Origin of the sequence: Aequorivita iocasae (genome assembly GCF_016757735.1) — a bacterium.
GTDB classification, from domain to species: domain Bacteria; phylum Bacteroidota; class Bacteroidia; order Flavobacteriales; family Flavobacteriaceae; genus Aequorivita; species Aequorivita iocasae.
In genome coordinates this window covers 1,043,317-1,069,234 of the sequence record NZ_CP068439.1, presented here as the reverse complement: position 1 = coordinate 1,069,234, position 25,918 = coordinate 1,043,317, and the positions used below count along the sequence as shown (strand labels likewise).

General features: G+C 37.5%; 23 protein-coding genes and 1 tRNA gene. 17 read left to right on the top strand and 7 right to left on the bottom strand.

Annotation, left to right across the window (positions count from 1 at the left end; all coding sequences use genetic code 11):
- Positions 1–14 precede the first annotated feature (14 nt).
- From rnr to JK629_RS05020, 3 genes are read left to right on the top strand one after another with little or no spacing between them, the layout of a single operon-like run.
- Positions 15–2,222: a ribonuclease R gene (gene rnr, locus JK629_RS05030; protein ID WP_202337524.1), complete on the top strand. Its 2,208-nt coding sequence runs from the start codon at positions 15–17 to the stop codon at positions 2,220–2,222.
- Positions 2,223–2,234: 12 nt separating this feature from the next.
- Positions 2,235–2,912, top strand: a complete 678-nt coding sequence (locus JK629_RS05025; RefSeq protein WP_202337523.1) for a head GIN domain-containing protein — start codon at positions 2,235–2,237, stop codon at positions 2,910–2,912.
- A gap of 45 nt (positions 2,913–2,957) precedes the next feature.
- The gene (locus JK629_RS05020) at positions 2,958–3,671 is read left to right on the top strand and encodes a LysE family translocator (RefSeq protein ID WP_202337522.1); all 714 of its coding nucleotides are present in this window, start codon (positions 2,958–2,960) and stop codon (positions 3,669–3,671) included.
- Between the two features lie 2 nt (positions 3,672–3,673).
- Here the strand turns inward: JK629_RS05020 and JK629_RS05015 are convergent, their stop codons facing one another.
- From JK629_RS05015 to folB, 3 genes are all read right to left on the bottom strand, one after another.
- Positions 3,674–4,102, bottom strand: a complete 429-nt coding sequence (locus JK629_RS05015; RefSeq protein ID WP_202337521.1) for a hypothetical protein — start codon at positions 4,100–4,102, stop codon at positions 3,674–3,676.
- A 54-nt stretch (positions 4,103–4,156) separates the two neighbouring features.
- A tRNA-Cys gene (locus JK629_RS05010) sits at positions 4,157–4,227 on the bottom strand.
- Positions 4,228–4,283: 56 nt separating this feature from the next.
- Positions 4,284–4,640: a dihydroneopterin aldolase gene (gene folB, locus JK629_RS05005; RefSeq protein ID WP_202337520.1), complete on the bottom strand. Its 357-nt coding sequence runs from the start codon at positions 4,638–4,640 to the stop codon at positions 4,284–4,286.
- 118 nt (positions 4,641–4,758) lie between these two features.
- On the opposite strand from folB, the gene JK629_RS05000 reads away from it, so the two are divergent.
- From JK629_RS05000 to JK629_RS04985, 4 genes are all read left to right on the top strand, one after another.
- The gene (locus JK629_RS05000; RefSeq protein WP_202337519.1) at positions 4,759–6,438 is read left to right on the top strand and encodes a glutamine--tRNA ligase/YqeY domain fusion protein; all 1,680 of its coding nucleotides are present in this window, start codon (positions 4,759–4,761) and stop codon (positions 6,436–6,438) included.
- 167 nt (positions 6,439–6,605) lie between these two features.
- Complete coding sequence (locus tag JK629_RS04995) at positions 6,606–6,983, top strand: YtxH domain-containing protein (RefSeq protein ID WP_202337518.1); 378 nt, start codon at positions 6,606–6,608, stop codon at positions 6,981–6,983.
- A 1-nt stretch (position 6,984) separates the two neighbouring features.
- Positions 6,985–7,431, top strand: coding sequence for a phage holin family protein (locus JK629_RS04990; RefSeq protein WP_202337517.1), 447 nt, complete (start codon positions 6,985–6,987; stop codon positions 7,429–7,431).
- A gap of 5 nt (positions 7,432–7,436) precedes the next feature.
- Positions 7,437–7,697, top strand: coding sequence for a DUF6327 family protein (locus tag JK629_RS04985; RefSeq protein WP_202337516.1), 261 nt, complete (start codon positions 7,437–7,439; stop codon positions 7,695–7,697).
- Positions 7,698–7,766: 69 nt separating this feature from the next.
- Here JK629_RS04985 and JK629_RS04980 read toward each other — a convergent pair whose 3' ends face one another.
- Positions 7,767–8,759: an SPFH domain-containing protein gene (locus JK629_RS04980; protein ID WP_202337515.1), complete on the bottom strand. Its 993-nt coding sequence runs from the start codon at positions 8,757–8,759 to the stop codon at positions 7,767–7,769.
- An 84-nt stretch (positions 8,760–8,843) separates the two neighbouring features.
- Between JK629_RS04980 and JK629_RS04975 the strand changes: the two genes are divergently transcribed.
- Positions 8,844–9,500: a hypothetical protein gene (locus JK629_RS04975; protein WP_202337514.1), complete on the top strand. Its 657-nt coding sequence runs from the start codon at positions 8,844–8,846 to the stop codon at positions 9,498–9,500.
- Here the strand turns inward: JK629_RS04975 and gltX are convergent.
- Positions 9,497–11,008, bottom strand: coding sequence for a glutamate--tRNA ligase (gene gltX, locus JK629_RS04970; RefSeq protein ID WP_202337513.1), 1,512 nt, complete (start codon positions 11,006–11,008; stop codon positions 9,497–9,499). The two genes, JK629_RS04975 and gltX, sit on opposite strands and share 4 nt — an antisense overlap.
- A 162-nt stretch (positions 11,009–11,170) precedes the next feature.
- Between gltX and JK629_RS04965 the strand changes: the two genes are divergently transcribed.
- The 4 genes from JK629_RS04965 (at position 11,171) to JK629_RS04950 (ending at position 17,821) form a co-directional block, all read left to right on the top strand.
- Complete coding sequence (locus JK629_RS04965; RefSeq protein WP_202337512.1) at positions 11,171–14,560, top strand: DUF4175 family protein; 3,390 nt, start codon at positions 11,171–11,173, stop codon at positions 14,558–14,560.
- A complete protein-coding gene (gene ybeY / locus JK629_RS04960; RefSeq protein WP_202337511.1) occupies positions 14,553–14,978 on the top strand; it encodes an rRNA maturation RNase YbeY in 426 nt (141 codons plus the stop codon). The genes JK629_RS04965 and ybeY overlap by 8 nt, the downstream gene beginning before the upstream one ends.
- A 99-nt stretch (positions 14,979–15,077) precedes the next feature.
- Complete coding sequence (gene mnmG / locus JK629_RS04955) at positions 15,078–16,949, top strand: tRNA uridine-5-carboxymethylaminomethyl(34) synthesis enzyme MnmG (protein WP_202337510.1); 1,872 nt, start codon at positions 15,078–15,080, stop codon at positions 16,947–16,949.
- A 29-nt stretch (positions 16,950–16,978) separates the two neighbouring features.
- Positions 16,979–17,821 (top strand): class I SAM-dependent methyltransferase, encoded by an 843-nt coding sequence (locus JK629_RS04950; protein WP_202337509.1) that lies wholly within the window; start codon positions 16,979–16,981, stop codon positions 17,819–17,821.
- A gap of 146 nt (positions 17,822–17,967) precedes the next feature.
- On the opposite strand, the gene JK629_RS04945 is transcribed toward JK629_RS04950, so the two are convergent.
- Positions 17,968–19,122 carry a DNA polymerase III subunit gene (locus JK629_RS04945; protein WP_202337508.1) on the bottom strand — a complete coding sequence of 385 codons (1,155 nt, stop codon included), beginning with the start codon at positions 19,120–19,122 and terminating at the stop codon, positions 17,968–17,970.
- A 96-nt stretch (positions 19,123–19,218) separates the two neighbouring features.
- Here JK629_RS04945 and JK629_RS04940 point away from each other — a divergent pair, with 96 nt between their 5' ends.
- The 3 genes from JK629_RS04940 (at position 19,219) to JK629_RS04930 (ending at position 23,150) form a co-directional block, all read left to right on the top strand.
- Positions 19,219–20,412, top strand: coding sequence for a phosphoglycerate kinase (locus JK629_RS04940; RefSeq protein WP_202337507.1), 1,194 nt, complete (start codon positions 19,219–19,221; stop codon positions 20,410–20,412).
- A gap of 173 nt (positions 20,413–20,585) precedes the next feature.
- A complete protein-coding gene (locus JK629_RS04935) occupies positions 20,586–22,148 on the top strand; it encodes a LysM peptidoglycan-binding domain-containing protein (RefSeq protein ID WP_202337506.1) in 1,563 nt (520 codons plus the stop codon).
- 21 nt (positions 22,149–22,169) lie between these two features.
- Positions 22,170–23,150 (top strand): DUF4837 family protein, encoded by a 981-nt coding sequence (locus JK629_RS04930; RefSeq protein ID WP_202337505.1) that lies wholly within the window; start codon positions 22,170–22,172, stop codon positions 23,148–23,150.
- Between the two features lie 73 nt (positions 23,151–23,223).
- Here the strand turns inward: JK629_RS04930 and tatA are convergent, their stop codons facing one another.
- A complete protein-coding gene (gene tatA, locus JK629_RS04925; protein ID WP_202337504.1) occupies positions 23,224–23,415 on the bottom strand; it encodes a twin-arginine translocase TatA/TatE family subunit in 192 nt (63 codons plus the stop codon).
- A 119-nt stretch (positions 23,416–23,534) separates the two neighbouring features.
- Here tatA and JK629_RS04920 point away from each other — a divergent pair, with 119 nt between their 5' ends.
- Both JK629_RS04920 and JK629_RS04915 read left to right on the top strand, forming a co-directional pair.
- Positions 23,535–24,398 (top strand): M23 family metallopeptidase, encoded by an 864-nt coding sequence (locus JK629_RS04920; protein ID WP_202337503.1) that lies wholly within the window; start codon positions 23,535–23,537, stop codon positions 24,396–24,398.
- 6 nt (positions 24,399–24,404) lie between these two features.
- On the top strand, positions 24,405–25,907 hold the full coding sequence (locus JK629_RS04915; RefSeq protein ID WP_202337502.1) for a GH3 auxin-responsive promoter family protein: 1,503 nt from the start codon (positions 24,405–24,407) through the stop codon (positions 25,905–25,907).
- The last annotated feature ends 11 nt before the right edge of the window (positions 25,908–25,918 follow it).

Here is a 25,918-nt window from a genome sequence, read left to right as displayed (position 1 = left end):
TTACAAAAACAACTATGCCTAGACATAAACAAAAAAAGAAAAACAATAAAATTGAAAATCTTTCCCAAACCATACTGAACATACTTCGGAAAGATCATTCACAAGCTTTCAACTACAAACAAATTGCTGCAAAACTGCAACTTGACGACCCCAGCAGCAGAAACCAAATAGTAAAAAAACTAAAGGATCTGCAGGGCAAGGGGAGCATTCAGGAAATAGAACGCGGCAAATACATACTTACCCCTTCCCAGAATTATTACACAGGAAAAGTAGATATAGCAGGCCGTGGCCAAGGTTATATTATCGTTGAGGATTTAGAGGACGATATTTACGTAAAAAGCAAAAACCTAAACAAAGCCTTAAATGGTGATATTGTTGAAGTGTATGTTTTTAAGCGAAAAAAAGGCGGCAAGACAGAAGGAGAGGTAACAAAAATTTTAGAAAGAAAACGGACGGAATTCGTTGGTACCATTCAAGTGCAGGAAAATTTTGCCTTTGTTGACGTTACCGATTATAAAATGTACACAGATATTTTTGTGCCAAAGAATAAAATTAATGGTGCAAAGAACGGTGAAAAAGTATTGGTAGCCATGGAAGATTGGCCCGAAAAAGCCGATTCTCCTTTCGGAAGGATTATTAAAGTTCTGGGAATGCCCGGCGAACATAATACTGAAATCCATTCCATTCTGGCCCAATACGGACTTCCCTATGAATTTCCGCAGGAAGTGGAAGACTATGCCAATAAAATTGATACTTCAATAAAAGCTTCGGAAATTAAAAACCGCCGCGATATGCGCGATGTTTTGACTTTTACGATAGATCCAAAAGATGCAAAGGATTTTGATGATGCGCTTTCTTTTGAAAAACTCGAGAATGGAAATTATGAAATAGGAATCCATATTGCAGATGTTTCACATTATCTTAAAGCTGGAACTGAATTGGACGATGAAGCTTACGAGCGTGCAACTTCGGTCTATTTGGTTGATAGGGTAGTACCGATGCTTCCTGAAATTCTTTCAAACAACGCGTGTTCCCTTCGGCCGAATGAGGAAAAATATACTTTTTCCGCAGTGTTTGAAATGAACCAAAAAGCTGAAGTTGTAAAACAGTGGTTTGGAAGAACAGTTACTTATAGTGATGCCCGGTTTGCTTATGAAGAAGCGCAGCACATTATTGAAAATCCGAAGGATGAAACACATACCATTCCCTCAAAAATTTCAATTACTGATAAAGAATATACAGTAAAACCAGAAATTGCTGATGCAATTTTGGAAATGGACCGTCTCGCAAAAACATTGCGAACAAAACGTATGCGTGCCGGTGCTATTTCTTTCGATAAAGTAGAAGTAAAATTCATACTCGATGAAAATAACAATCCCGAAGGAGTTTATTTCAAGGAAAGCAAAGATGCGAACAAACTGATTGAGGAATTTATGCTTTTGGCAAACAGAAGTGTGGCTGAATTCATAGGAAAAAAGGAGCCTAAAAAGACTTTTGTTTATCGCGTGCACGACGAACCGGATGATGAAAAAATAGCGGCTTTGGAAAATATAATTAAACGCTTCGGTTACAAACTGAACACCAAAGACCGTCATTCCACAGCCCAATCCATGAATAAACTTTTAAAAGATGTTCAGGGCAAAAAAGAGCAGAATTTGATTGATACGCTTGCTATTAGAAGTATGAGTAAAGCAATGTACACAACCCATAACATTGGCCATTACGGTTTAGCGTTTGATTATTACACACATTTCACTTCACCCATTCGTCGTTATCCCGATGTGATGGTTCACAGACTTCTTCAGCATTATTTGGATGGCGGAAAATCTGCAAAAGAAGAAGAATACGAAGAAAAATGCGGCCACAGCAGCGACATGGAAAATCTTGCCACAAATGCAGAACGCGATAGCATAAAATATATGCAGGTAAAATATATGCAGGATCATCAGGATCAAGAATTTTTAGGAGTAATTTCAGGAGTTACCGAATGGGGAATTTATGTAGAAATTATTTCTAACAAATGCGAGGGCATGGTTCGTTTGCAGGATTTGAATGATGATCGTTATGAATTTGACAGGGAGGAATTTGCCGTCATTGGCCAACGTACCAAGAATGTGTATCAGCTTGGCGATGAAGTTTATGTAAAAGTGAAGAATGCAGATTTAGTGAAGAAACATCTCGATTTTACAATGCTTGGGCATCGGAAAGAATATAAAAACTAAAAATTTCTGAAGATGAAAAATCTATTTTTTATTGCGATACTTTGTGTTTCTGCTATTGCATTTTCGCAACAAACAACGGACGTGGGAGATTTCAATGAATTAAAAGTTTACGATCTTATTACCGTGAAACTTGTTCCTTCCGACGAAAATAAAGTAGTTGTAGAAGGTGAGAATACAGAATTTGTAAAAACCATCAATGATAATGGAGTTTTAAAGGTTAGAATGGAGCTTGAGGAACGTTTTGATGGAGATGCTACAACCGTAACGCTTTACTTTAAAAATATTTCTATTATTGACGCAAACGAAGGTTCTGAAATTTATTCTGAAACCGAAATAAAAGAATCTTCACTAGAACTTAGAGCCCAGGAAGGGGGAAAAATAAATGTGATAATTGCTACCGAAAATCTCGAAATTAAATCAGTTTCGGGAGCGGTGGTTAAGGCGAAGGGAACTTCAGAAAATCAAGATATTAACATCAATTCTGGAGGAGTTTATGATGCTGAAGAGCTTCTTTCAAAAGAAGCTTACGTTACCGTAACAGCCGGCGGTGCAGTAACAATCTACTGTTCCGAAAAAATTGAAGCCAAAGTTACGGCCGGTGGAAATATAAAAGTTTTCGGAAATCCGAAAGACGTGAAGAAAAAGAAATTTGCCGGGGGAAAAATTGAAATTGTAAAAGGCAAAATTTAATTTTTTACAGTAATAGGTAAAAGTAATTTGTATTTTTACCTCACTATGTTTGACGGATTACCCTACGCTGCATTTTACGGATTTCTATTGGCATTTGCCGTCGGTCCTGTCTTTTTCACATTGATTGAAACTGCAATTACCAAAGGTATTAAAGCAGCAATTTTTTTTGATCTCGGGGCTATTTTTGCCGATATAATTTTCATTGTAATAGCTTTTTTCAGTACTAGCAGAATACTTGAAAAAGTAAAACACGATCCGGGACTTCTTATTTTTGGCGGTGCAATTCTTATTGCTTACGGAATCATTTCGTACATCCGCACCAACAGATCGGTTTTTAAGATTGTAAGGGAGCACTACGCCGTAAAAGTGAAAAAAAACCTAGGCGGATTATTCCTGAAAGGCTTTCTTTTAAATTTTGTAAACTTCGGCGTTTTGGCGGGTTGGATCGGAACTTTAATTATGGCAAATGCGCTTACAACTTCAGATAACGGCGTTTTTCTTTTTATTTCAACAGTATTGGCCACTTTTTTCCTCACGGATCTTTTGAAAATGGTATTGGCCAAAAAACTTAAAAACAAAATGACCCCTCGTTTCATTTTCAAAACAAAAAAATGGGTAAGCATTTTAATTTTATGTTTTGGAATTTTACTACTTATCCAAGGGATTTTCCCTAAAGGAGTAGAGGCAGGCCTTGAAAGAATACCGGGACAGCAAGAACATACGGAAAAACCTATTCCGCCCGTAGAGGAACCTTTATAAAACTATTTGTATTTATAATTTTTTCCACCATCCTGAACTTCAATAGTTACAATACTGTCCAACGGAATTTCACGGTCCAAACCTTTTGCCAACCGCGCACGGCTGCCTTTTAAAGTATCATTTTCCAGAATAACGGTGTCAAAATAAAAATGATATTTTTTACCATTAACGTGTGTAACCCGCATTTCTATTGAGGGGGAATTGTCTAAATAAGTACGTTTACCATCTTTTTCGGTAACAATGATGCGTTTAATGTTGTTGGAGTTGTATTTTATATTTCTATAAAACAGAGGATTATCAATCTTCACCTGTTTCATGGTTTCTGAAGTTTCCTTCATCATTTGCTCCCGAAAACTTTCTACCGGAATTGTATATGTTGTGCAGGCAATAAATAAAGAACAAATTATTGAGAGTATAGCTAATTTACGCATTCTTAGAATTTTGAATATTAAAAAAACCTTCAACAAAACGTTGAAGGTTTTTAGAGGTATCGAGCGGATTCGAACCGCTGTAGCAGCTTTTGCAGAGCTGAGCCTAGCCACTCGGCCACGATACCCTGTTAGGCTTGCAAATGTAAAAAAATTAAACTTAAAAATCCTATTAAAAAACAAATTACCGTTTCCTTTTCATCGTTACACTCACTTCTGCCACATCGCCCCCAATGGGTGGATTCCGTTTGGCTACGGTAACTTTCACTTCGTTCACCATTTCAACCTTTAATAAAATTGAATCGATAATCCGTTTTGCAACGTGTTCCAAAAGCTTGGCGCGCACCGCCATTTCTTCCCTCACAATTTTTTGAAGAATCACATAATCTACGGTATCGGCAAGTTCATCGGTTTCGGAAGGATTCTTTAAATCTGCCTTCACCGAAAGGTTTACCAAATAATCAGAGCCTATCTGTCCTTCCTCGATCAAACAGCCGTGAAAGGCGTAAATCTTTATATTTTTTAAACGAATGGTGCCCATAAAAATAATTTAAGCAAATATATGTTAGAATGTCCGGTTGAGCGCAGTCGAAACCTTTTTTTGGAAGATAGCTTTTTCAGTTAATTGGTTACCTTTGCACTTCATAAAAAATATTTATATGAGTAACGAAGCCACGCCGCTGAATTTTATAGAACACATCATTGAAGAAGACTTATCAAAAGGCTATACAAAGGAACAGTTGTGTTTCCGTTTTCCACCAGAGCCGAACGGCTATCTTCACATTGGCCACGCCTCTTCAATTTGTTTGAATTTTGGTTTGGGCGAGCGTTACAATGCCCCGGTAAACCTTCGTTTTGATGATACGAATCCTGCAAAGGAAGAACAGGAATTTGTGGACGCCATAAAGCGCGATATTTCCTGGCTGGGCTATGAATGGGCTACGGAATGCTATGCCTCTGATTATTTTCAGCAGTTGTACGATTGGGCCGTGGAAATGGTGAAGGATGGAAAAGCGTATGTTGATTCCCAAACTTCGGAAGCCATTGCAGAACAAAAAGGAACGCCGAACACGCCCGGAAAGCCAAGCCCTTTTAGAAACCGTTCGGTTGAGGAGAATTTGGATTTACTTGAAAAAATGAAAAACGGCGAGACCAAAGAAGGCGAACACGTGCTTCGTGCAAAAATTAATATGGAATCGCCGAACATGTTGATGCGCGATCCAGTAATGTACAGAACCATCAACAAACATCACCACCGTACGGGAACTGATTGGAAAATATTCCCAATGTACGATTGGACCCACGGGGAGAGTGATTATATTGAGCAAGTATCACATTCTTTCTGCACGCTTGAATTCCTGCCACACAGAGAGCTTTACGATTGGTTTTTGGACCAAGTGTATGATTCTGAAAAATTACGCCCCAAACAGCGCGAATTTGCCCGTAGAAACCTAAGCCATACCGTAGTCAGCAAACGAAAACTTGCACAATTGGTAAGTAGCGGCGTTGTTACAGGTTGGGACGATCCGCGTATGCCTACCATTTCCGGATTGCGCCGAAGAGGTTATACGCCAGATTCCATTAAAAATTTTGCTGAAAGTATTGGCGTTGGAAAACGTGAAAATTTAATTGACGTTTCTCATTTGGAATTCAACGTCCGTGAAGATCTCAACAAAAAAGCTCCACGAATCATGGTGGTTTTGGATCCTGTAAAATTGATTATTGATAATTATCCTGAAGGTAATACCGAATGGCTGGAAGCAGAAAACAATCCTGAAGATGAAACTGCCGGAAGTCGCGAAGTTCCTTTTTCAAAAGAACTTTTAATTGAAAGGGATGATTTTCTTGAGGAAGCAAATCGTAAGTTTTTCCGTTTAACACTTGGAAAAGAGGTTCGTTTAAAGAATGCCTATATTATTAAAGGCGAAAGCGTGGTAAAAGATTCCGAAGGAAATATTACTGAAATTCACTGTACCTACGATCCCGATAGTAAAAGCGGTAGTGGCTCAGAAGCATCATTACGAAAAGTAAAGGGAACACTTCATTGGGTATCTGCAGCGCACGCATTGCCTGTGGAAGTTCGTCTTTACGACCGTCTTTTTACAGAAGCTTCACCAGATACCAACAAAGAAAAGGATTTTATGGAATTCATTAACCCCAATTCTTTGGAGATAATAACAGGATATGCTGAACCGAGTATTAAAGAAGCAAACCCCGAAGATAAGTTTCAGTTTCAGCGTTTGGGATATTTCGTAGTGGATAGGGATTCTACTTCAGATAAAATTGTGTTTAACCGTACGGTTCCATTACGCGACTCTTGGGCTAAATTAGCCGAATAATTAACATTTACTTTAAAAGATATTTCTTTTTTTAAGAGAAATTGGCTATAATTTCATCTTTTTAAGACAATTTTATAGATTGAAAAATAACTATTAACCGGTTGTTAACAGCAATGCGGAACCTGTATACGTACCTTTGATATTATTAACCAATAAAACATAGAATAATGGCATCAAATACAGGTCAAACGTTACTAGCATTATTAACTGGAGCAGCTATTGGAGCTGGAATAGGAATTCTCTATGCGCCGGACAAAGGTTCAAAAACTAGAGATAAACTTAGCAAAGAAGCAAAAAAGGCCCAAAAGAAACTGAACAAACAAATTCAAGAAACAAGCAGTACGCTTAGCGACAGAGCACAGCGGGCAAAAATTAGTTTTGAACAAAAACTAAATGAAACCCTATCTTCTGCAAGTTACAAAGCCGATGATATTCTTTTGGCAATGGAAGATAAACTGGAAGCTTTGAGAAAACAAAATGCTAAATTACAAATAGACGCCCAAACCAATAAAGCGCAAGCCACAGCAAAAAAAGTAACTTCGTAATATGGCATTTAGTAGCCTAAAAGAGAGTCTCCATCGAGTAACTGATAGAATAGAAGATTATAGTGTAAGCATGGCGGAGTATTATAAACTCCGCCTGTTTAAATCTACAATGAAAGGCGCTATATCTCTGGTAAACCTTTTGGTTTATGGTAGTCTTTCATTATTTGTAATGCTTTTTCTTTCAGTAGGTGCAGCCTATTGGCTTGGAACTTTTTTTGAACATATATATGTTGGATTCCTATTGATAGGTGCGTTTTATGGAATCATACTTATATTCATGTTTATATTCGGTAGAAAAATTATTGAGCGCAATATGTTGCATAAATTTTCAGGACTGTTGTATGACGAAAATGATTTGGATCCTAAAATTGCAGCTGAAAAAGAATTAAACGAGTATCAAGAAACACTGTTTGAGGAAAAGCTTCCAGACGAAAAAATTTCAAATTAAGGTTTATGAAGCGATATACTACTTTTGAAGAAATTGATAGAGATTTAAAATATCTTCGGCTTAAGTCGCAGATAGATCTTGAAGAAGTAAAACTCGGCTTAAACCAAAGTAAGGAAAATCTCAGTGAAACCTTTTCTCCTATAAATTTGATTGCTAGCACTGTAGGCTCAATATTAAAAAAAGCATTTGTGTTAAAAGTCGTTGATAAACTTATTGGAATTAAGCCTGTGAAGGAAAAGAATTATGAGGATGACGAGAACATTTAGATTGTAAATTTCAAAATAAAAAAAGCCACCTCCCAATTTGGGAGGTGGCTTTTTTTATGCTCTTAGGTATTAATAATTCAAATCATCACCTTCTTCTGGGCGTGGCGGTGCTTGTCGTTTCGGCCTCTTTTTTGGGACGATTCCTTTCTCTTCGTTTTGCTTTTTCATTTGTTCGCCAATTTGGTTACTGGCCACAAAGGAAGCTATCATATTGTTCAGCATATCACTGCCTGCCTGTGGGGAATTTGGTAAAAGAATAAGATTAGTATTTGTTTCTTCGCCGATGGATTGCAGCGTATCATAATGTTGCGTAACTACAATCAAAGCCGAGGCTTCCTGTGAGTTGATACCCACATTGTTCAATACATCAACACTTTCTTCGAGACCGCGGGCAATTTCACGACGCTGGTCTGCAATACCCTGCCCCTGTAAACGTTTGCTTTCAGCTTCTGCACGGGCTTTTGCTACAATTTTAATTCGTTCAGCTTCTGCTTCGTATTCAGCAGCTACTTTTTCTCTTTCTGCAGCGTTTATTCGGTTCATTGCTGCTTTCACTTGAATATCGGGATCAATATCCGTTACAAGTGTTTTGATAATATCATAACCATATTCGCTCATCGCTTCATTCAATTCAGCTTTGACGGCTATGGCAATATCGTCTTTTCTTTCAAACACATCGTCCAGTTTCATCTTTGGAACTTCGGCCCTTACCACATCAAAAACATAGGAGGTTATCTGGTCGTGCGGATTTTCCAATTTGTAAAAAGCATCGTAAACCTTCAATTTTAAAACCTGGAATTGTACCGAAATTTTTAAGCGCACAAAAACATCGTCTTTGGTTTTAGTTTCAACAATTACATCCAGTTGCTGGATTTTTAAGTTAATTCGCCCTGCAATACGGTCAATCAGGGGTATTTTCAACTGTAAACCCGAATTTCGTATACTTTGAAACTTTCCAAAACGTTCTACTATTGCCGCAGTCTGCTGCTTTACGGTAAAAAAACTTGCCAATAATATGAATAAACCAACAATCAGCACTGGCACTAAAATAAATCCGCCCATAATTTTTAAAATATTTAATGATTATATCTTGTGGAAGATACAAAATTAAAGCTATTTTCACGCCCCTAAAACATATCCCCAGCTATGAGTCTAAAAAAATTAATTTTTGCTACACTTTTTCTTTTTTCAATCCAACAATCATTTGCCCAACGCAATTATGATGGTTACAATTTTCTTGGAATACAGGGCGGAATTACTTTTTTTGATATTATAACAGACGATTTGGTAACTCAGCAAAAAGAAGGATTTACAGCTGGTTTTACAACACGGGGTGCTTTCAGAAATGATTTCGACTTAATTTATGGGCTTAGTTTTCAAAGCGCTTCCGTGGGCGTGGAAGGGCGAGGACTGTTGGGCAATACCGAAAACATAGGCTACACCATTCAAGGTGTACAGCTTAATTTTTTGGGAAGTTATAACATTATCGTTAAGCATTTAAGTCTAGAATTTGGTCCTATTTTCGACATAAATGGAAAGATGAAACTGGAAGATGATAAGTATGAAGATTATATATTAACTGGCTATAATACACTTACCGCAGCAGATATTCAGGATATTTCAAAATTCAATGTCCGTCTTGCCGGGGGGCTTACAGCTGGTTTGGAACACTTTCGTGTAAGCGCGCAATATCAGTACGGAGTAACCAATATGCTGGGCAGTTTGAACGATAAAGGTTTGGAAAACGAAGATTTTAAGGGAAACAGTTCCACAATTGTTTTGGCGGCAGTAATCTATTTTTAACCTATATAACTTATCGCCTTTTCAATACGGGAAATGCTTTCTTCTTTTCCTAAAATTGAAAAAATATCAAAAACATCCGGACCTTTCATTTCTCCCACGAGGGCCAATCTTAGAGGCATCATCACTTTTCCAAAGCCGATATTTTCTGAAGTAATCCATCCTTTTACTTTTTCTGAAAGGTTTTCTGCCGAAAAGTCTTCCGTAGCATTTAAAATTGAAACCACTTTTTGAAGCAATTCTGGGGTTTCTGCCTTAAAAGCTTTATCAGACGCTTTTGCATCGTAACTATCAGGTGCTTCAAAAAAGAAACTTCCCTGGTCCCAAAGGTCGCTTACGAAGGTTGCTCGCTCTTTTAAAAGCGAAACAATTTTTGTCAAATTAAGGTTGCTTGAAACTCCTTTTTCTTTCAATAATTGTAAAAAATCTGCCGCAAGTTTTGCATCATCAACTTCTTGCAAATATTGATGCTGAAACCATTTTGTTTTTTCGGGATCGAATTTTGCTCCTGCTTTATGAACTCTTTCCAATTCAAAAGCGGAAATCAATTCTTCCAAACTGAAAATTTCCTGCTCCGTTCCGGGGTTCCAGCCTAAAAAGGCGAGCATATTTACAACAGCTTCGGGCAGATAACCATCTTCGCGATAGCCTGAGAAAAGATCTCCTTCAACAGTTTTCCATTCCAAAGGAAATACGGGAAAACCCATTTTATCGCCATCGCGCTTGCTGAGTTTTCCGTTGCCGGTTGGTTTTAAAATCAACGGCAAATGCGCAAATTTAGGCGCTTCCCAGCCAAAAGCGCGATACAATAATACGTGCAATGCCAACGAAGGCAACCATTCCTCCCCACGGATAACGTGCGTTATTTTCATTAAATGGTCGTCCACAATATTTGCCAAATGGTAGGTGGGCATTCCATCGCTTTTGAAGAGAACCTTATCGTCGAGAATACTTGTTTCCACCTGCATTTCACCGCGGATGATATCGTTTAATTGAAGGGTTTCATCTTCGGGGGATTTAAAACGAATTACGTATTCTTCTCCATTTGCTATTTTCTGTTGAGTTTCTTCCGCAGAAATAACCAACGAATTTTTAAGTTTTAAGCGATTGTGCCAATTATAGATAAAGGTTTTTCCTTTTTCATCGTGATCTTTTCGGTGGGCGTCAAGTTCTTTGGAAGTGTCGAAAGCGTAGTAGGCATTTCCCGACTCAATCAATGCATCAGCATATTGCTTATACAGATGTTTGCGTTCGCTTTGGCGGTACGGCCCGCAATCTTTTTCTTTTCCAGGGCCTTCGTCGTACGGAATATTTAACCAGTTTAGGGCTTCAATAATGTATGCCTCGGCACCTTCCACGTAACGGGTCTGGTCGGTATCTTCAATTCGTAATAGAAAATCGCCTTTATGTTTTTTTGCGAATAAATAATTGAACAAAGCCGTGCGAACACCACCTATGTGTAAAGGACCTGTGGGACTGGGGGCAAAACGAACCCTAACTTTTTGAGACATAATCTGCATTTTTTTTATAAAGGGGCAAAGGTACAATTCTGAACGCGCATTTTAAAGTTATTGGGGCGCGCGGTTTTTTCTTTTTTTGGAGCAATATTTGTGGCGTGGTTAGCACGAAATATTATTGTATTTTAGAAGTTTTCAAAAGAGGGAATCAAAACTATGAGCACTTTTAGCATCATCCAGCAAAAACTGGAGGAATTTATCAAGAAATACTACACCAATGAGCTTATAAAGGGAGCTATCCTTTTTTTCGCCATTGGACTTTTGTATTTATTGATTACACTGCTCGTTGAATATTTTTTGTGGCTCAATCCGTTGGGAAGACGCATTTTGTTTTGGGCGTTTGTAATTGTGGAATTGGGCTTATTTGTTCGGTTTATCGCCTTTCCGCTTGCGAAACTTTTCAAACTCCAAAAAGGGATAGATTATACCCAGGCTTCCAAAATTATCGGCAACCATTTTCCGCAGGTAAATGATAAATTGCTGAACGTTATTCAGCTGAACCAGAAACAACGTGAAAGTGAATTGCTCGCCGCGAGTATCGATCAAAAGGCTACCGAACTGCAACCCGTTCCCTTCAAAAGTGCGGTAAATTTTAAAAAAAATGCCAAATATTTGAAATATGCTGCCATTCCAGTGTTAGTGTTTTTACTTTTCAGCGCTTTGGGCGGAATGGATATTTTTTCAAGTAGTTACAAGCGCGTCGTGCATTATGACACTGCCTTTGAGCCGCCCGCGCCTTTTTCTTTTATCGTGATGAACGACGATTTGAATGCAGTAGAAAACAAACCTTTCAACTTAAAAATTAGAACTGAAGGCACCGCGATTCCTGAAAATGCAAGTATTAATTACAATGGAGAAAACTACTATTTGCAACAAACCGCGCCGGGATTTTTTGAATATACGTTTCAACAACCCGTGGAATCTATCGATTTTAGCTTAAAGGCAAATAAAGTGACTTCCCGTGAATACACCTTAGAGGTTGTAAAAACTCCTACTTTGCTCAATTTTGAAATGATTTTGGACTATCCCTCTTATACAGGGAAAAGGGACGAAACCATAAAAAGTACCGGAAACGCTACCATTCCCGAAGGAACGAGAGTTAAGTGGAATGTTGCAACAAAAAACACAAAAAAGGTTACTTTGAAGATCGCGGATACTTCTTTTTCGTTTGCTTCAAAAGGGGAAAACTTCAATTTTGAAAAAGGAATTTATAGTAAAATGGATTACGCTATCACTACATCAAATGATAAACTGAAGGATTACGAAAACCTTGCTTTTACGCTGAATGTTGTTAAGGATCAATTTCCCGAAATTGAGGTACAGTCAAAACAGGATAGCACCAACACACAAAGAATTTTCTTTTTGGGGCAAATTTCAGATGATTATGGGCTTACAAAACTTCGATTGGTATATTTTCCCGAAGGTGATGAAAATCAGGCAAAAATACAGGCTTTACCGCTTAATAAGACCAATTTTGATCAATTCACGTATGTTTTTCCCGGCAACCTATCTTTGACCGAGGGCATTTCCTATGAATATTATTTTGAGGTTTTTGATAATGACGCCCTTCACAATTACAAATCCTCGAAATCTGGAATATATTCCTACAGAAAACTTACAAAAGATGAATTGGAGGATGAACAGCTTCAAAACCAGCAAAACGCCATAAAGGGGCTAGACAAATCTTTAGAGGAATTTAAAGACCAAAAGCAAGCCCTAGAAGAACTTTCACGCACCCAAAAAGAGAAGAACGAGCTTAATTACAACGATAAAAAGAAATTAGAAAACTTTCTACAACGCCAAAGGCAACAAGAGGAAATGATGAAGAATTTTTCAAAAGAAATGAAAGAAGAACTTCAGAATTTTCAGCCTGAAAACCAAGAAAAAGATCCTTTTAAGGAAGAACTCGAAAAACGCTTAGATGAAAATGAGGAGCGTATAAAAGAAAATGAAAAACTACTGGAGGAGCTTGAGAAATTGCAGGATAAGATAGCCAAGGAAGAATTGACAGAGAAGCTTGAAAAACTTTCAAAACAAAATAAAAATCAAGAAAAAAACCTTGAACAATTACTGGAACTTACCAAGCGATACTACGTTGAAAAGAAAGCAGAGAAATTAGCAGAAGAGCTTTTTGAACTAGGGGAAGAGCAGGAGAAACTTGCAGACAAACCTGCTAATGAAAACACCAAGGAAGCCCAAGAAGAACTCAATAAAAAATTTGATAACTATAAGAAAGAGATGGAGAAGCTTCAGAAGGAAAATGAAGCTTTAAAAAAGCCTTTCGATATCCCCGAAGATAAACCAACAGAGCAACAAATAGATGAAGAGCAGCAAAAGGCAACTGATAAATTAGAACAACAAAAGCCTAGCGATGCTGGGAAAAATCAGAAAAATTCAGGCCAAAAAATGAAGCAGATGAGTAAGGGCATGCAGATGCAAATGAATGCAGGTCAAGGGGAGTCTATTGAGGAGGATGTAAAAATGCTTCGACAGATTGTGGATAATTTGGTAGTATTCTCTTTTCAACAAGAAGATTTGATGGAGGTGTTCAAAAAAATTGAATATGGAAACCCTATTTTCGGAAAAAAACTCAACATTCAAAATGATCTAAAAACAAATTTTGAACATATTGACGATAGTATATTTGAACTTTCACTACGTCAGCCACTTATCGGAACCCAAATAAATACTACTCTTACAGAAATTCAGTATAATATCGATAAATCATTAGAAAGATTAGCTGAAAATCAAACCAGACAAGGTATTGGAAATCAACAATATACCACCACAGGCGCAAATGATTTAGCCGTATTATTAAGTGATATATTAGGAAATATGCAAATGCAGATGTCTATGTCTATGGGCTCAGGCTCAGGCAAGGGTACACCCAGCCCTGGTTCTGGAAGTAGTGGGGGATTCCAACTTCCGGATATTATAAAGAAACAAGAGAGTTTAAGTGAGAAAATGAAAGAAGGAATTAATAAAGGGAAAAAGGGATCAAAAGGCGATGGTAAGGGCGAAGGAGATGGTGATGGCAGTGGTGATGGCAATGGTGAGAATGGGGAAGACGGAAATGATGGAAAAAATGGAAATGAAAAAGGCAACAACAAAGAAGGTAAAGGGAACAGTGAAGACATGAATGGCGAACTTTTTGAAATTTTTAAACAACAACAAGACCTTCGAAATCAACTTCAGAACAGATTAAGCAAGGAGAGCTTAAATGGAAATGGAGGCGACTTACTAAAGAAAATGGAGGGCATAGAGCAACAATTATTGGACAAAGGTTTTAACCAGAATACGCTTCAGCAAATGCTCAATTTAAAGTATGAGTTATTGAAACTCGATAAGGCTGACCTTGAACAAGGTCAGGAAACTAGAAGAGAATCACAAACCAATAAAAAAAATTTTCAGAACAACGTCCAACTTTCACCAGAGGATATTAAAAAATACTTCAATACTACTGAGATTTTGAATCGCGAGGCACTACCTTTGCAACAAGATTATAAGAATAAAGTTCAGGAATATTTTAAAGAAAAAAATGATTGAATTTAATTATTTAACCGATTTCAGGTTGGAGAATGAATCTAATACACAGGATTGGATTTTGAATGTTATTACAAGTGAAGATTTTGAAGTAGGTGAAATAGTTTATATTTTCTGTGATGATGATTATCTATATAATTTAAATAAGGTGTATCTAAATCACGATACACTTACCGATATTATTAGTTTTGATTATGGATTGGGCAAACAAGTTAATGGAGAGATATATATTTCAATTGAACGGGTCGCCGATAACGCAAAAGACTTTAATACAGATTTTAAAACCGAATTGAATAGAGTAATAATTCACGGAATTCTACACTTCTGCGGATATAAAGACAAAAGTAAGGACGAAAAATTACTGATGCGGAAAAAGGAAGATGAAGCGCTTCTTGCCCTATCAAAACAGTCTATATTATAATGCTGTATAATTCGTTTAAAAGCTAATAATTATTGTAATTTTGCACCCCCTAAAAAATTAAGATTATTAATGTTCCACGTGGAACAATTTTATTTAAATATGTTTTCTGAAGAATATGATGTAATTGTTGTAGGCGCTGGCCACGCAGGTTCTGAAGCCGCTGCCGCAGCAGCCAATATGGGCTCGAAAACACTATTGGTGACAATGAATTTGCAAACAATTGCTCAAATGAGCTGCAACCCAGCTATGGGAGGTATAGCAAAAGGTCAGATTGTTCGAGAAATTGATGCTCTTGGCGGATATAGCGGGATTGTGTCTGATAAAACTGCGATACAATTCAAAATGCTCAACAAATCTAAAGGACCTGCTATGTGGAGTCCCCGGGTACAAAGCGACCGCATGCGTTTTGCCGAAACTTGGAGAAATATGCTTGAGCAAACCCCAAATCTGGACTTTTATCAAGAAATGATTTCGGGTATCATAGTTCAAAACGGAAAGATAATAGGGGTGAGAACTTCATTGGGTTTAGAAATTAAAGCTAAAAGTGTTGTGCTCACAAACGGCACTTTTTTAAATGGTTTGATTCATATTGGCGATAAGCAGTTCGGTGGTGGTCGTGCAGGCGAAAAAGCATCTACTGGAATAACTCAGGATCTAATAAATTTAGGCTTTGAAGCTGGAAGAATGAAAACTGGCACACCCCCGAGAGTAGATGGACGGTCATTGGATTTTTCTAAAATGATTGAACAGCCTGGAGATGATGTTCCCGAAAAATTCTCTTTTTCGGACGAAACAAAACCTTTAAAACAACAGCGCTCATGCCATATGAGCTATACTAGTTTAGATGTTCATGACATTCTTCGGGAAGGTTTTGACAGATCGCCAATGTTTAATGGCGCAATCAAAAGTATCGGCCCTCGATATTGCCCTTCAATAGAAGATAAAATCAATCGATTTGCTGATAAAGATAGACACCAGCTTTTTGTTGAGCCAGAAGGATGGGATACGGTAGAATATTACATCAATGGTTTTTCTACTTCGTTGCCCGAGGATGTTCAATTTAAGGCATTGCGTCAGGTTGCCGGTTTTGAAAATGTAAAATTCTTCCGCCCTGGTTATGCAATAGAATATGATTATTTCCCGCCCACCCAATTAAAACACACTTTGGAAACAAAATTGGTTTCAGGTCTTTATTTTGCAGGACAAATCAACGGAACTACCGGTTATGAAGAGGCTGCCTCCCAAGGTTTAATGGCAGGGATAAATGCCCATCTGAAAGTTCAGGAAAAAGAGCCTTTTATGCTTCAACGAAATGAAGCTTATATTGGTGTTTTAATAGACGATCTTATAACAAAAGGAACAGAAGAACCTTACAGAATGTTTACTTCTCGCGCAGAATACAGAACACTTTTGCGTCAAGATAATGCAGACTTCAGATTGACTCCTAAAGCGTTTGAAATTGGTTTGGCCAGTGAAAAACGTATGCGCAAAATGGAAGAAAAGAAAATTAAATCTGAAGCTTTTGTGCAGTTTTTTAAAGACACCAGCGTCTCGCCGGAAGAAATAAATGAGATATTCTTAGCGCGCAATTCTGCCCTCGTAAACCAAAGTGACAAAATGTTTAAATTCTTCTCCCGTCCGGAAGTGACTATGGCAGACATGAAAACAATTACTTCTGTAAAAAATTATATTGCGGAAAACTATTTGGACTCAGAAATGATTGAACAGGCAGAAATCCAAGTAAAATATTCAGGGTACATTGAAAAAGAAAAAAACAATGCAGATAAATTAAATAGGCTGGAAGGTTTAAAGATTCCTATTTCTTTTGATTATTCAAAATTAAAATCACTCTCTTATGAAGCACGGGAAAAACTTTCAAAAATTAAACCCGCAACCGTTTCCCAAGCTTCCCGAATTAGTGGTGTTTCCCCAAACGATATTTCGGTACTGTTAGTATATATGGGGCGTTAGACGATTGTTTCACGTGAAACATTAATAAATTGAAGAAATCAGAACATATATATTTATCGGTTAAAGATTTTTTGGTTTCCGGAGAAACTTTTGATTTGATTTATTCAAAAGATTTGGATCTGCTTAAAACTTTTCCTGTTCCAAATATTGAAGAGCTTCCAAAATATTACGAAAGCCAAGATTACATTTCACATACTGACGAAAAACGCGGTTTTCTCTCCCGTTTATATCAATTGGTTAAAAAATGGTCACTTCAGAAAAAAACTAAATTAATTTACAATCAAAATAATGGCATTGGCTCTTTATTGGATGTCGGTGCCGGAACTGGAGATTTTTTAAAGGTAGCTAAAAAGAAAGGCTGGGAAGTTTATGGAACGGAGCCGAATCCAAATGCTTCAAAACTGGCAAGTGAAAAGGGGATTAAATTAGGTACCTCTTTAAAAGATTTTGCCGGAAAGCAATTTGATGTTATCACACTTTGGCATGTTCTTGAGCATATACCAAATTTGGAAAAAACCATATCAGAATTATCAAGCTTAGTGAAACCGAAAGGTGTGCTCATAATTGCAGTCCCAAATTTTAAAAGTTTTGACGCTAAATATTATGGAAAGTATTGGGCCGCTTATGATGTTCCTCGACATCTATGGCATTTTTCCAAAGAAGCAATGGAAAATCTTTTTGCCAAAAATTTTAAACTTAAAAAAATTGAACCAATGATTTTTGATTCTTTTTACGTAAGTCTTCTTTCTGAAAAATATAAAACCGGCAATAAAATTTCTTTGAAAGCTTTTTATATCGGGTTGAAATCTAATTTGAAAGCCAAACAGTCAAAGGAGTATTCTTCGCATATATATTGTTTCAAAAAAGTTTAATTTTGGATTTTAAGCCTTTTTTAGACGATATTTGGAAAAATACATTGATTATGTATGCCACCAAAAGCTTTTGAGCTTAAAATGAAGATAACGGGCTTAATTTTTATAACCAAAATCTATTTTAAAAATATAAACATAGATTGTGATTATGACAACTCTGCTTGGTGAATTAATCGGGTTAATTTGATTGAGAGATCAGTAAAAATAATTTTAGCATTACCATTTCGTTCAATGTGATAAGAAGCATCTTCCAACGCTGAATTGATTTCAAAAATATTATTTTGATGAACAAAAGGTGCAAATTTTGGAAGGGAAAAAGATGAATCATTTGCTTTAAAAAACAAGAGGGAATCTGCATTATAATTTTTCAAAAGCGCCTGTCTAAAAACCTCAATACAATAGGCAAGAAATTTTTTTTGCGTTTCGCGGCCTTGTCCGGCAAGTTCATCACTCCAATCAAGCAAATTATTGATAGCTCCTTTGTTTCCTTTTGCTCTAAAAGCAGTCCGCACCCAACTGATGAACCATTTCTCAAAAATTTCGTCTTCACCCGTTTCTTCCAATAATTGTAACGCCTTGTTAAAATCACCGCGCGATCTACGCGCAGTTTGAAGGGCAAGAGATTCGTTGATCTGTAATTTTTGAACCAAATTTTCGGAAATATCGGCTTCAGAAAGTAACGGGAAAGTTAACTTTTGACAACGTGAACGTATGGTGGTAATAATTTGCTCCTCTCTTTCGGTCAAAAGCAATAGCACTGTTTTTTCCGTAGGCTCTTCAACTAATTTAAGAATTTTATTGGCACATTCACTGTTCATATTATCGGCCATCCAGATAATCATAACCTTGTAGCCACCTTCAAAAGCTTTTAATGACAGTTTTTTTGAAATATTCTCCGCTTCGTATTTGCTAATATTTCCTTGTTTTTTTTCAATTCCAATACTTTGAAGCCATTCAAAAAGCGAGGCGTAAGGATTGTTCAATACAAAACTGCGCCACCCTTCGGCGTAATTATCTGATATGGCATTTTTTTTTGCAATATCACTTGTATTTACGGGATAAACAAAATGCAAATCTGGATGGGCCAATTTTGAAACTTTGTTTTTACAAGAAATAGATTCGGGACTTCCTTTTTCAAATTGGCTGCAAAGAAGCTCTGAAGCGTAAGCAATGGCCATAGGCAACAAACCACTCCCGTTAACCCCCGCAAATAGCTGTGCGTGTGGAATTCGGCCGTTTTCAATAGTTGCTGAAAGGTGTGATTTTATGTGTTGGTGGCCTATTACTTCTGAAAAATCCATCCGCAAATCTAAGAAATTTTCAACTTTCTTTTTGATCGAAACTTAGGCAGGTGGATAAATACCAAAAAACTATATTTGCAAGATAAATTTGGAAAGATGAAAACTGTAAATGACATAGATTTTAAAGATAAAAAAGCACTTATCCGCGTAGATTTCAATGTACCTCTTGACGATAATCACAACGTTACTGATGATACCCGTATCCAAGCCGCAAAGCCCACTATTCTGAAAATTTTGGAGGACGGCGGTAGTTGTGTTTTAATGTCACACTTGGGAAGGCCAAAAAATAAGGAGCAAGAGTTTTCGCTTCAGCATATCGTGAAAACACTATCTGATGCTATTGGTGTACAAGTGATTTTTGTTCCCGACTCCATAGGCCCTAAAGTTGAAGAAGCAGTTGCCAATTTAGAATCTGGAGAGATTCTTTTATTGGAAAATTTACGTTTTTATGAAGAGGAAACCAAAGGCGACCGAGATTTTGCCGAAAAGCTTTCAAAATTTGGAGATGTATATGTAAACGATGCCTTTGGTACGGCGCATCGTGCCCATGCTTCAACAGCAATTATTGCAGATTTTTTTCCCGAGAATAAATGTTTCGGTCTTTTGCTTGCTTCAGAAATTGAAAATGTAAAAAAAGTGTTGGAATCCAATGAAAAGCCCGTCACTGCTATTATTGGTGGCGCAAAAGTTTCTTCAAAAATTACAATTATTGAGAATATCCTCGATAAGATCGACCACCTTATCATTGGCGGAGGAATGGCTTTCACATTTATTAAAGCACAGGGCGGAAAAATAGGAAGCTCTTTGGTTGAAGAAGACAAACAGGACCTTGCTCTGGAAATTTTAAAAATCGCTAAAAATAAAGGCGTAGCAGTTCATTTGCCAGTAGATGCAATAATTGCCGATGCTTTTTCAGAAGCTGCAAATACGAAGATTTCTTCAGTAGATAATATTCCTGATGGTTGGATGGGGCTTGACGTAGGACCAAATACAAACGAAATTTTTGCAGAAGTTCTAGCCAAGTCCAACACCATTTTATGGAATGGGCCCGTAGGAGTTTTTGAATTGGAAAAATTTGCCGAAGGAACAAAGATATTAGGACAAAATATAGCTAAGGCAACACAAAATGGCGCTTTCTCACTTGTAGGCGGGGGCGATTCTGTTGCTGCGGTACAAAAATTTAACCTTTCAGATAAGGTGAGCTATGTGTCTACGGGGGGTGGTGCAATGTTAGAAATGCTCGAAGGCAAAACATTACCAGGCATTAAAGCTGTATATAGCAAAAGTTAAATAACACAATATTAGGTGTTTGCGTTTAAAATTTGTGTAATTTCGCGAAATCATTATTTTTGATAAAATTTTTTATTTAAAAAGGCGTTATTTTTTACAATATAAACAGGTAACCCTAAAAAGGTATTAATCAAGCGAGTTTGTTAAAATCCCCAAAACACAATAAAAAGCTGATGAAACTAAACAAAATTCTCCCCCTTGTGTTGTTGCTAGCCTTCAGCATGAGTTTTGCCCAGCAAGGTAAAAAGCAAAGCAAGAAGCTGAACACTAAAAAAGTTCAGGTTGTTGATTCTATCAAGGTTTCAAAAATTGCTGAAGAATTGCCTTCCACCGTTCTAGCTACATCTCTAAAGGACAGCACTGTATTTGATCTAAAAGATATGGCCCTTGCCCGCAAAAAAGACAGTCTTTGGTTAAAGGAACTCTACAAATCTGATCTTTTTGAAGATATATATAACAGTATTACCGATCAGGATTATGGTGTGGTTGATTATGATGAACTGCCCACGGAAGTACTCAAACAACGCTTAAAAGATCTGGATGCCCGCACGCCCTTTAAGGTAGAGTACAATGCATCCTTAGAAAGTGTAATAAAACAATACCTAAAGAACCGCCGTGGAACTTTGGAGCGACTTATGGGGCTTAGTGAATATTACTTCCCAATGTTTGAAGAAGAACTTGACAGGCACAATTTACCTTTAGAATTAAAATATTTAGCGGTTATAGAATCAGCGCTGAATCCTCGCGCCCAATCCAGAGTAGGTGCAACGGGGCTGTGGCAATTTATGTATCCAACAGGCAAAATGTTTGGCTTGGACGTAAGTTCATATGTAGATGAACGCTCAGATCCTATTATGGCTACAGAGGCTGCCTGCAAATATTTAAAGAGCTTGAACAACAGTTTCAACGATTGGGATTTGGCCCTTGCAGCATACAATTCGGGTCCTGGCAATGTTTCAAAAGCAATACGTCGTTCCGGCGGAAAGACAAACTACTGGAGTCTTCGCAATTACCTTCCACGTGAAACTGCGGGTTATGTACCTGCATTCTTGGCAACAATGTATATTTTTGAATATGCACAGGAACATGGCTTTAAAAAACAAGGCCCACGTATTCCTTACATTGCAACTGATACTATAAAAATCAAGCAACAACTAACATTAGATCAAATAGCCAAACTTACCAACTTAGACCGGGAAGAACTTGAATTTTTAAATCCCTCTTATAAGTTGGGAATTATCCCGGTAATTAAAGATGAGAATTATATGTTGCGGCTTCCTTTAACTGCAGTGGGTACATTTGTTACTAATGAAGCTGCTATTTATGCATTTGCACAGGAAGAAGTGGAAGAGGCAGAAAAACCTATGCCTGAACTCTATGAACAACCCGAAAAGATACGTTACCGGGTTAAAAGAGGCGATTATTTAGGTAGAATTGCCGAAAGATATGGCGTGGGTGTTAGCCAAATAAAAAGTTGGAACGGAATGCGAAGTAATACCGTAAAGGTTGGGCAAAACTTAATTATATACCCAAATAAGAGCTCACAAGACATAGCTAGCAATGCACCTGTTCAAAATAACACCTCAGAAAAAACCTATACTGTCCGTAATGGAGACTCATTGTGGAGTATTTCGCAAAAATTTCCTGGAGTTTCAGTCCAAAATATCAAAAATTGGAACGATATTAGTGGCAATAACCTAAAGCCCGGAACTAAACTAAAAATTTATAAAGGATAGTTCCAAAAAAACATCCTTTTAATGAAAGTACTCTATATTTTATTGGTTTCTTTTTTTGTCGTACTTACTTCTTCTTGTAACGATGGGGGTAAAAGAGACAAATCACTCGTTCCCAATTCAGTAGGAAATATAAACGCCTTACAAATTATTACACCCAACGACCTGTGGAACGGTGTTGTGGGTGAAGCCATCCGCAATAATTTTGCTGCACCTACCGATGGCCTTCCGCAAGACGAACCCCTTTTCTCAATGAACCAAATGCCGCCTGAAGCTTTTACGGGTTTTGCCCGTAGCAACAGGCTTTTTTTATATGTAGTTTTGAGTGAAGAAGACAAAGTTACCATAGCCACTGATGAATATGCCAAACCTCAGGCGGGAGCCATAATAAAAGCAACTTCTGAAGAAAAACTGGTTGAGCTTATCAATAAAAATGCGGCACAAATAATTGAAAAATTTCACAATTCTGAAATAAAGGAACGTCAACGCAGAACAGCTATTTCGTTAATGAAAACGGATTCACTCAAAAAGGCAATGGGCGTTAGTATGCAAATTCCAAGCGCTTACCGAATAGCCAAGGCGACAGACAGTTTTTTTTGGATGCGAAAAGACTTAAAGGATGGCACAACAAACATTCTTGTTTATGAAGTTCCTTTAAATATGATCACGAATGATAGCACTGCGGTTGGCGACATCATTAAAATCCGTGATTCCATAGGAAGCAGACTGTTGCCCGTGGAGGATGACGGACAGTTTATTACCGAGGATGCGTATGCCCCGTATCTTTTCACAACTAAAATTGACGGAAAATTTGCTTATGAAACCAAGGGCACCTGGGAAGTAAAAGACGATTGGATGGGCGGCCCTTTTGTAAATTACGCAGTGCGTGATGAGAAAAACAATCGTTATTTAATTCTCGAAGGCTTTACATATGCACCAGCAGTGTCAAAAAGAGACTTGCAATTTGAGTTGGAATCGATATTGAATTCTGCCAAAATCGAGTAGAACCCATAATACATTAAAAAAAAGAGCCTTTCAGTTTAAACTGAAAGGCTCTTTTTTAAGATGAAAGAAAAGTTTATTTGTTGTCGTCTATCTTTTTATCTGTTGGTTCTTCTTTAGAAGCATCCTTGAATTCTTTAAGGCCACTACCTAAACCGCGCATAAGCTCCGGAATTTTCTTTCCCCCGAAAAGCAATAACACAATCACCACAATCAATACTATTTGCCAAGGGCCAATAACACCTAAAGGAAAAAACAATGCACTCATAATTTTGAAAATTTAATTACGCAAAGGTAACAAGAAATGTTTAGATACAACGTTTTGAGGTTAACTTTAGCGTATGGCGCTTCAGTTTATTTTATATTTGTAAAAAGCAATTGCAGATTATGACCCAAAAAGAAAAAAGAGGCAAAAAGCTCAAAAAAAAGCTTTTACACAAATACCGAATGGTAATTCTTAATGAAGAAACGTTTGAAGAACGATTTTCATTTAAGTTAAACAGGTTGAATGTGTTTGTTTTCAGCACCCTTTTTGCACTATTCCTAATTTTGGCGACTACCTACATTATAGCATTTACCCCGCTTCGTGAATATATTCCAGGGTATTCTTCTACAACATTAAAAAAGAAGGCTACCCAGTTAACCTACAAAACGGATTCATTGCAGCAAATTTTAAATGTAAATGAGCAATACCTAGCTTCAATCAAAAAAGTGCTTACTGGCGATGTTAAAACGGTAAATTTCAACAAAGATTCACTCATTGAGGTAGCTAAAACAGACCCTTCGGTTTTAATACGCACTTCCAGGAAAGACTCTTTACTCCGGGAAGCGGTTGCAAAGGAGGACAAATACAATCCTTTAATTACACCCCAAGCTCAACAATATGCGCTCTTTGCCCCAGTAAAAGGTGCTATTTCAGAAACCTATGATTCAAAAACAAAACACTATGCAGTAGATGTGGTAACAACCAAAGATTCACCCGTAAAGGCTGTAGCAGATGGTACTGTTATATTTGCTGAATGGACCGCCGCTACCGGTTACGTTATTATTTTGAAACACGATAACAACCTAATTTCAGCCTATAAGCACAATGCCATGCTTACCAAGGAACAGGGTGAAATTGTTAAGGCTGGTGAAGTGATAGGCACGGTAGGTAATACTGGAGAACTTACAACCGGCCCACATTTGCATTTTGAACTCTGGCGTGACGGCTTCCCAGTTAATCCTACAAGTTTCATCGATTTTGATTGATAGCCTATGTCCATAAAATCCCTCAGCGCAAAAATATTTGCCAAAACTGTAGTAAAAAAAATCCAAAGATGGGCTACTAAGCCTGTTGCAACTCAGCAAAAAGTTTTTGAAAATCTTATATCTCAAGCCAAGAATACTGCCTTCGGAAAAGACCACGATTTTGAAAATATAACTTCTTTTGAGGATTTCGCCACAAAGGTTCCAATTCGCGATTATGAAGAATTGAAACCTTACGTTGAGCGCGTGGTCTCTGGTGAAGAAAATATTCTTTGGCCTGGAAAACCGCTTTATTTTGCAAAGACTTCGGGTACAACGTCAGGAGCGAAATACATTCCACTTACCAAGGAATCTATGCCATATCACATTGAAGCCGCCCGCAACGTAATCTTATGTTACATTAATGAAACTGGTAACGCCAAATTTGTAAATGGCAAAATGATTTTCCTACAGGGAAGTCCAGAAATGCAGGAGAAGAACGGAATTAAAGTAGGCCGGCTTTCTGGCATCGTTGCACATTACGTTCCTGCATATCTTCAAAAAAACCGCTTACCGAGTTGGGAAACTAACTGCATCGAAGATTGGGAAACCAAAGTAGACGCTATTGTAGCGGAAACCAAAGATGAAAATATGACTGTTATCAGCGGCATTCCCTCGTGGGTACAGATGTATTTTGAAAAACTTCAGCAAAAAACGGGGAAGAACGTCGGTGACCTTTTCAAAAATTTTAACCTGTTCATTTACGGTGGAGTAAACTTTGAGCCCTATCGCGCAAAATTTGAAAATTTAATAGGAAGAAAGGTTGACAGTATTGAACTTTTTCCAGCTAGCGAAGGCTTTTTCGCTTTTCAGGATAGCCAAAAGGAAAAAGGAATGTTGTTACTTTTAAACTCCGGTATTTTTTATGAATTTGTGGAAGTAAACACTTTTTTTGACGAAAACCCAAAAAGATTGACCATCGGCGAAGTTGAAATATGCGTTAATTATGTAATGATAATTTCAACAAATGCAGGCCTTTGGGCATATAATTTGGGCGATACCGTGCAATTTACTTCCACAAAACCATATCGAGTAATAGTTTCGGGAAGAATAAAACATTTCATTTCCGCCTTTGGCGAACATGTGATTGGAAAAGAGGTGGAAGAGGCTATGAACAAAGCCATTTCAAAGTTTAATTTTTCAATTACCGAATTCACCGTTGCGCCCCAGATAACGCCTAGCGAGGAAAACTTACCCTATCACGAATGGCTTGTGGAATTTGAAAAGGCGCCAGCAGACCTTAAAGAAGTTGCCAAGTTTTTAGATGCCGAAATGCAAAAGCAAAATTCATATTATTTTGATTTAATTGAAGGCAAAGTACTTCAGCCCTTAAAGATTTCATCACTTAAACGGGATAGCTTTCAACAATATATGAAATCACAGGGGAAACTGGGCGGCCAAAACAAGGTGCCGCGCCTTTCAAACGATCGTAAAATTGCTGATACCCTACTTGAAATTCAGCCACAAAATTAGTATTATCTTTG

Bases quoted from the DNA above. Each gene is read 5' to 3' on its own strand.
- JK629_RS05000 (WP_202337519.1), top strand. From the start codon at position 4,759: ATGAGTAACGAAGCCACGCCGCTGAATTTTATAGAACACATCATTGAA.
- JK629_RS05025 (WP_202337523.1), top strand. From the start codon at position 2,235: ATGAAAAATCTATTTTTTATTGCGATACTTTGTGTTTCTGCTATTGCA.
- JK629_RS04920 (WP_202337503.1), top strand. From the start codon at position 23,535: ATGACCCAAAAAGAAAAAAGAGGCAAAAAGCTCAAAAAAAAGCTTTTA.
- JK629_RS04915 (WP_202337502.1), top strand. From the start codon at position 24,405: ATGTCCATAAAATCCCTCAGCGCAAAAATATTTGCCAAAACTGTAGTA.
- ybeY (WP_202337511.1), top strand. From the start codon at position 14,553: ATGATTGAATTTAATTATTTAACCGATTTCAGGTTGGAGAATGAATCT.
- JK629_RS04990 (WP_202337517.1), top strand. From the start codon at position 6,985: ATGGCATTTAGTAGCCTAAAAGAGAGTCTCCATCGAGTAACTGATAGA.
- JK629_RS04965 (WP_202337512.1), top strand. From the start codon at position 11,171: ATGAGCACTTTTAGCATCATCCAGCAAAAACTGGAGGAATTTATCAAG.
- JK629_RS04935 (WP_202337506.1), top strand. From the start codon at position 20,586: ATGAAACTAAACAAAATTCTCCCCCTTGTGTTGTTGCTAGCCTTCAGC.
- JK629_RS05015 (WP_202337521.1), bottom strand. From the start codon at position 4,102: ATGCGTAAATTAGCTATACTCTCAATAATTTGTTCTTTATTTATTGCC.
- tatA (WP_202337504.1), bottom strand. From the start codon at position 23,415: ATGAGTGCATTGTTTTTTCCTTTAGGTGTTATTGGCCCTTGGCAAATA.
- JK629_RS05020 (WP_202337522.1), top strand. From the start codon at position 2,958: ATGTTTGACGGATTACCCTACGCTGCATTTTACGGATTTCTATTGGCA.
- rnr (WP_202337524.1), top strand. From the start codon at position 15: ATGCCTAGACATAAACAAAAAAAGAAAAACAATAAAATTGAAAATCTT.
- folB (WP_202337520.1), bottom strand. From the start codon at position 4,640: ATGGGCACCATTCGTTTAAAAAATATAAAGATTTACGCCTTTCACGGC.
- mnmG (WP_202337510.1), top strand. From the start codon at position 15,078: ATGTTTTCTGAAGAATATGATGTAATTGTTGTAGGCGCTGGCCACGCA.
- JK629_RS04975 (WP_202337514.1), top strand. From the start codon at position 8,844: ATGAGTCTAAAAAAATTAATTTTTGCTACACTTTTTCTTTTTTCAATC.
- JK629_RS04980 (WP_202337515.1), bottom strand. From the start codon at position 8,759: ATGGGCGGATTTATTTTAGTGCCAGTGCTGATTGTTGGTTTATTCATA.
- JK629_RS04985 (WP_202337516.1), top strand. From the start codon at position 7,437: ATGAAGCGATATACTACTTTTGAAGAAATTGATAGAGATTTAAAATAT.
- JK629_RS04995 (WP_202337518.1), top strand. From the start codon at position 6,606: ATGGCATCAAATACAGGTCAAACGTTACTAGCATTATTAACTGGAGCA.
- gltX (WP_202337513.1), bottom strand. From the start codon at position 11,008: ATGTCTCAAAAAGTTAGGGTTCGTTTTGCCCCCAGTCCCACAGGTCCT.
- JK629_RS04930 (WP_202337505.1), top strand. From the start codon at position 22,170: ATGAAAGTACTCTATATTTTATTGGTTTCTTTTTTTGTCGTACTTACT.
- JK629_RS04945 (WP_202337508.1), bottom strand. From the start codon at position 19,122: ATGGATTTTTCAGAAGTAATAGGCCACCAACACATAAAATCACACCTT.
- JK629_RS04940 (WP_202337507.1), top strand. From the start codon at position 19,219: ATGAAAACTGTAAATGACATAGATTTTAAAGATAAAAAAGCACTTATC.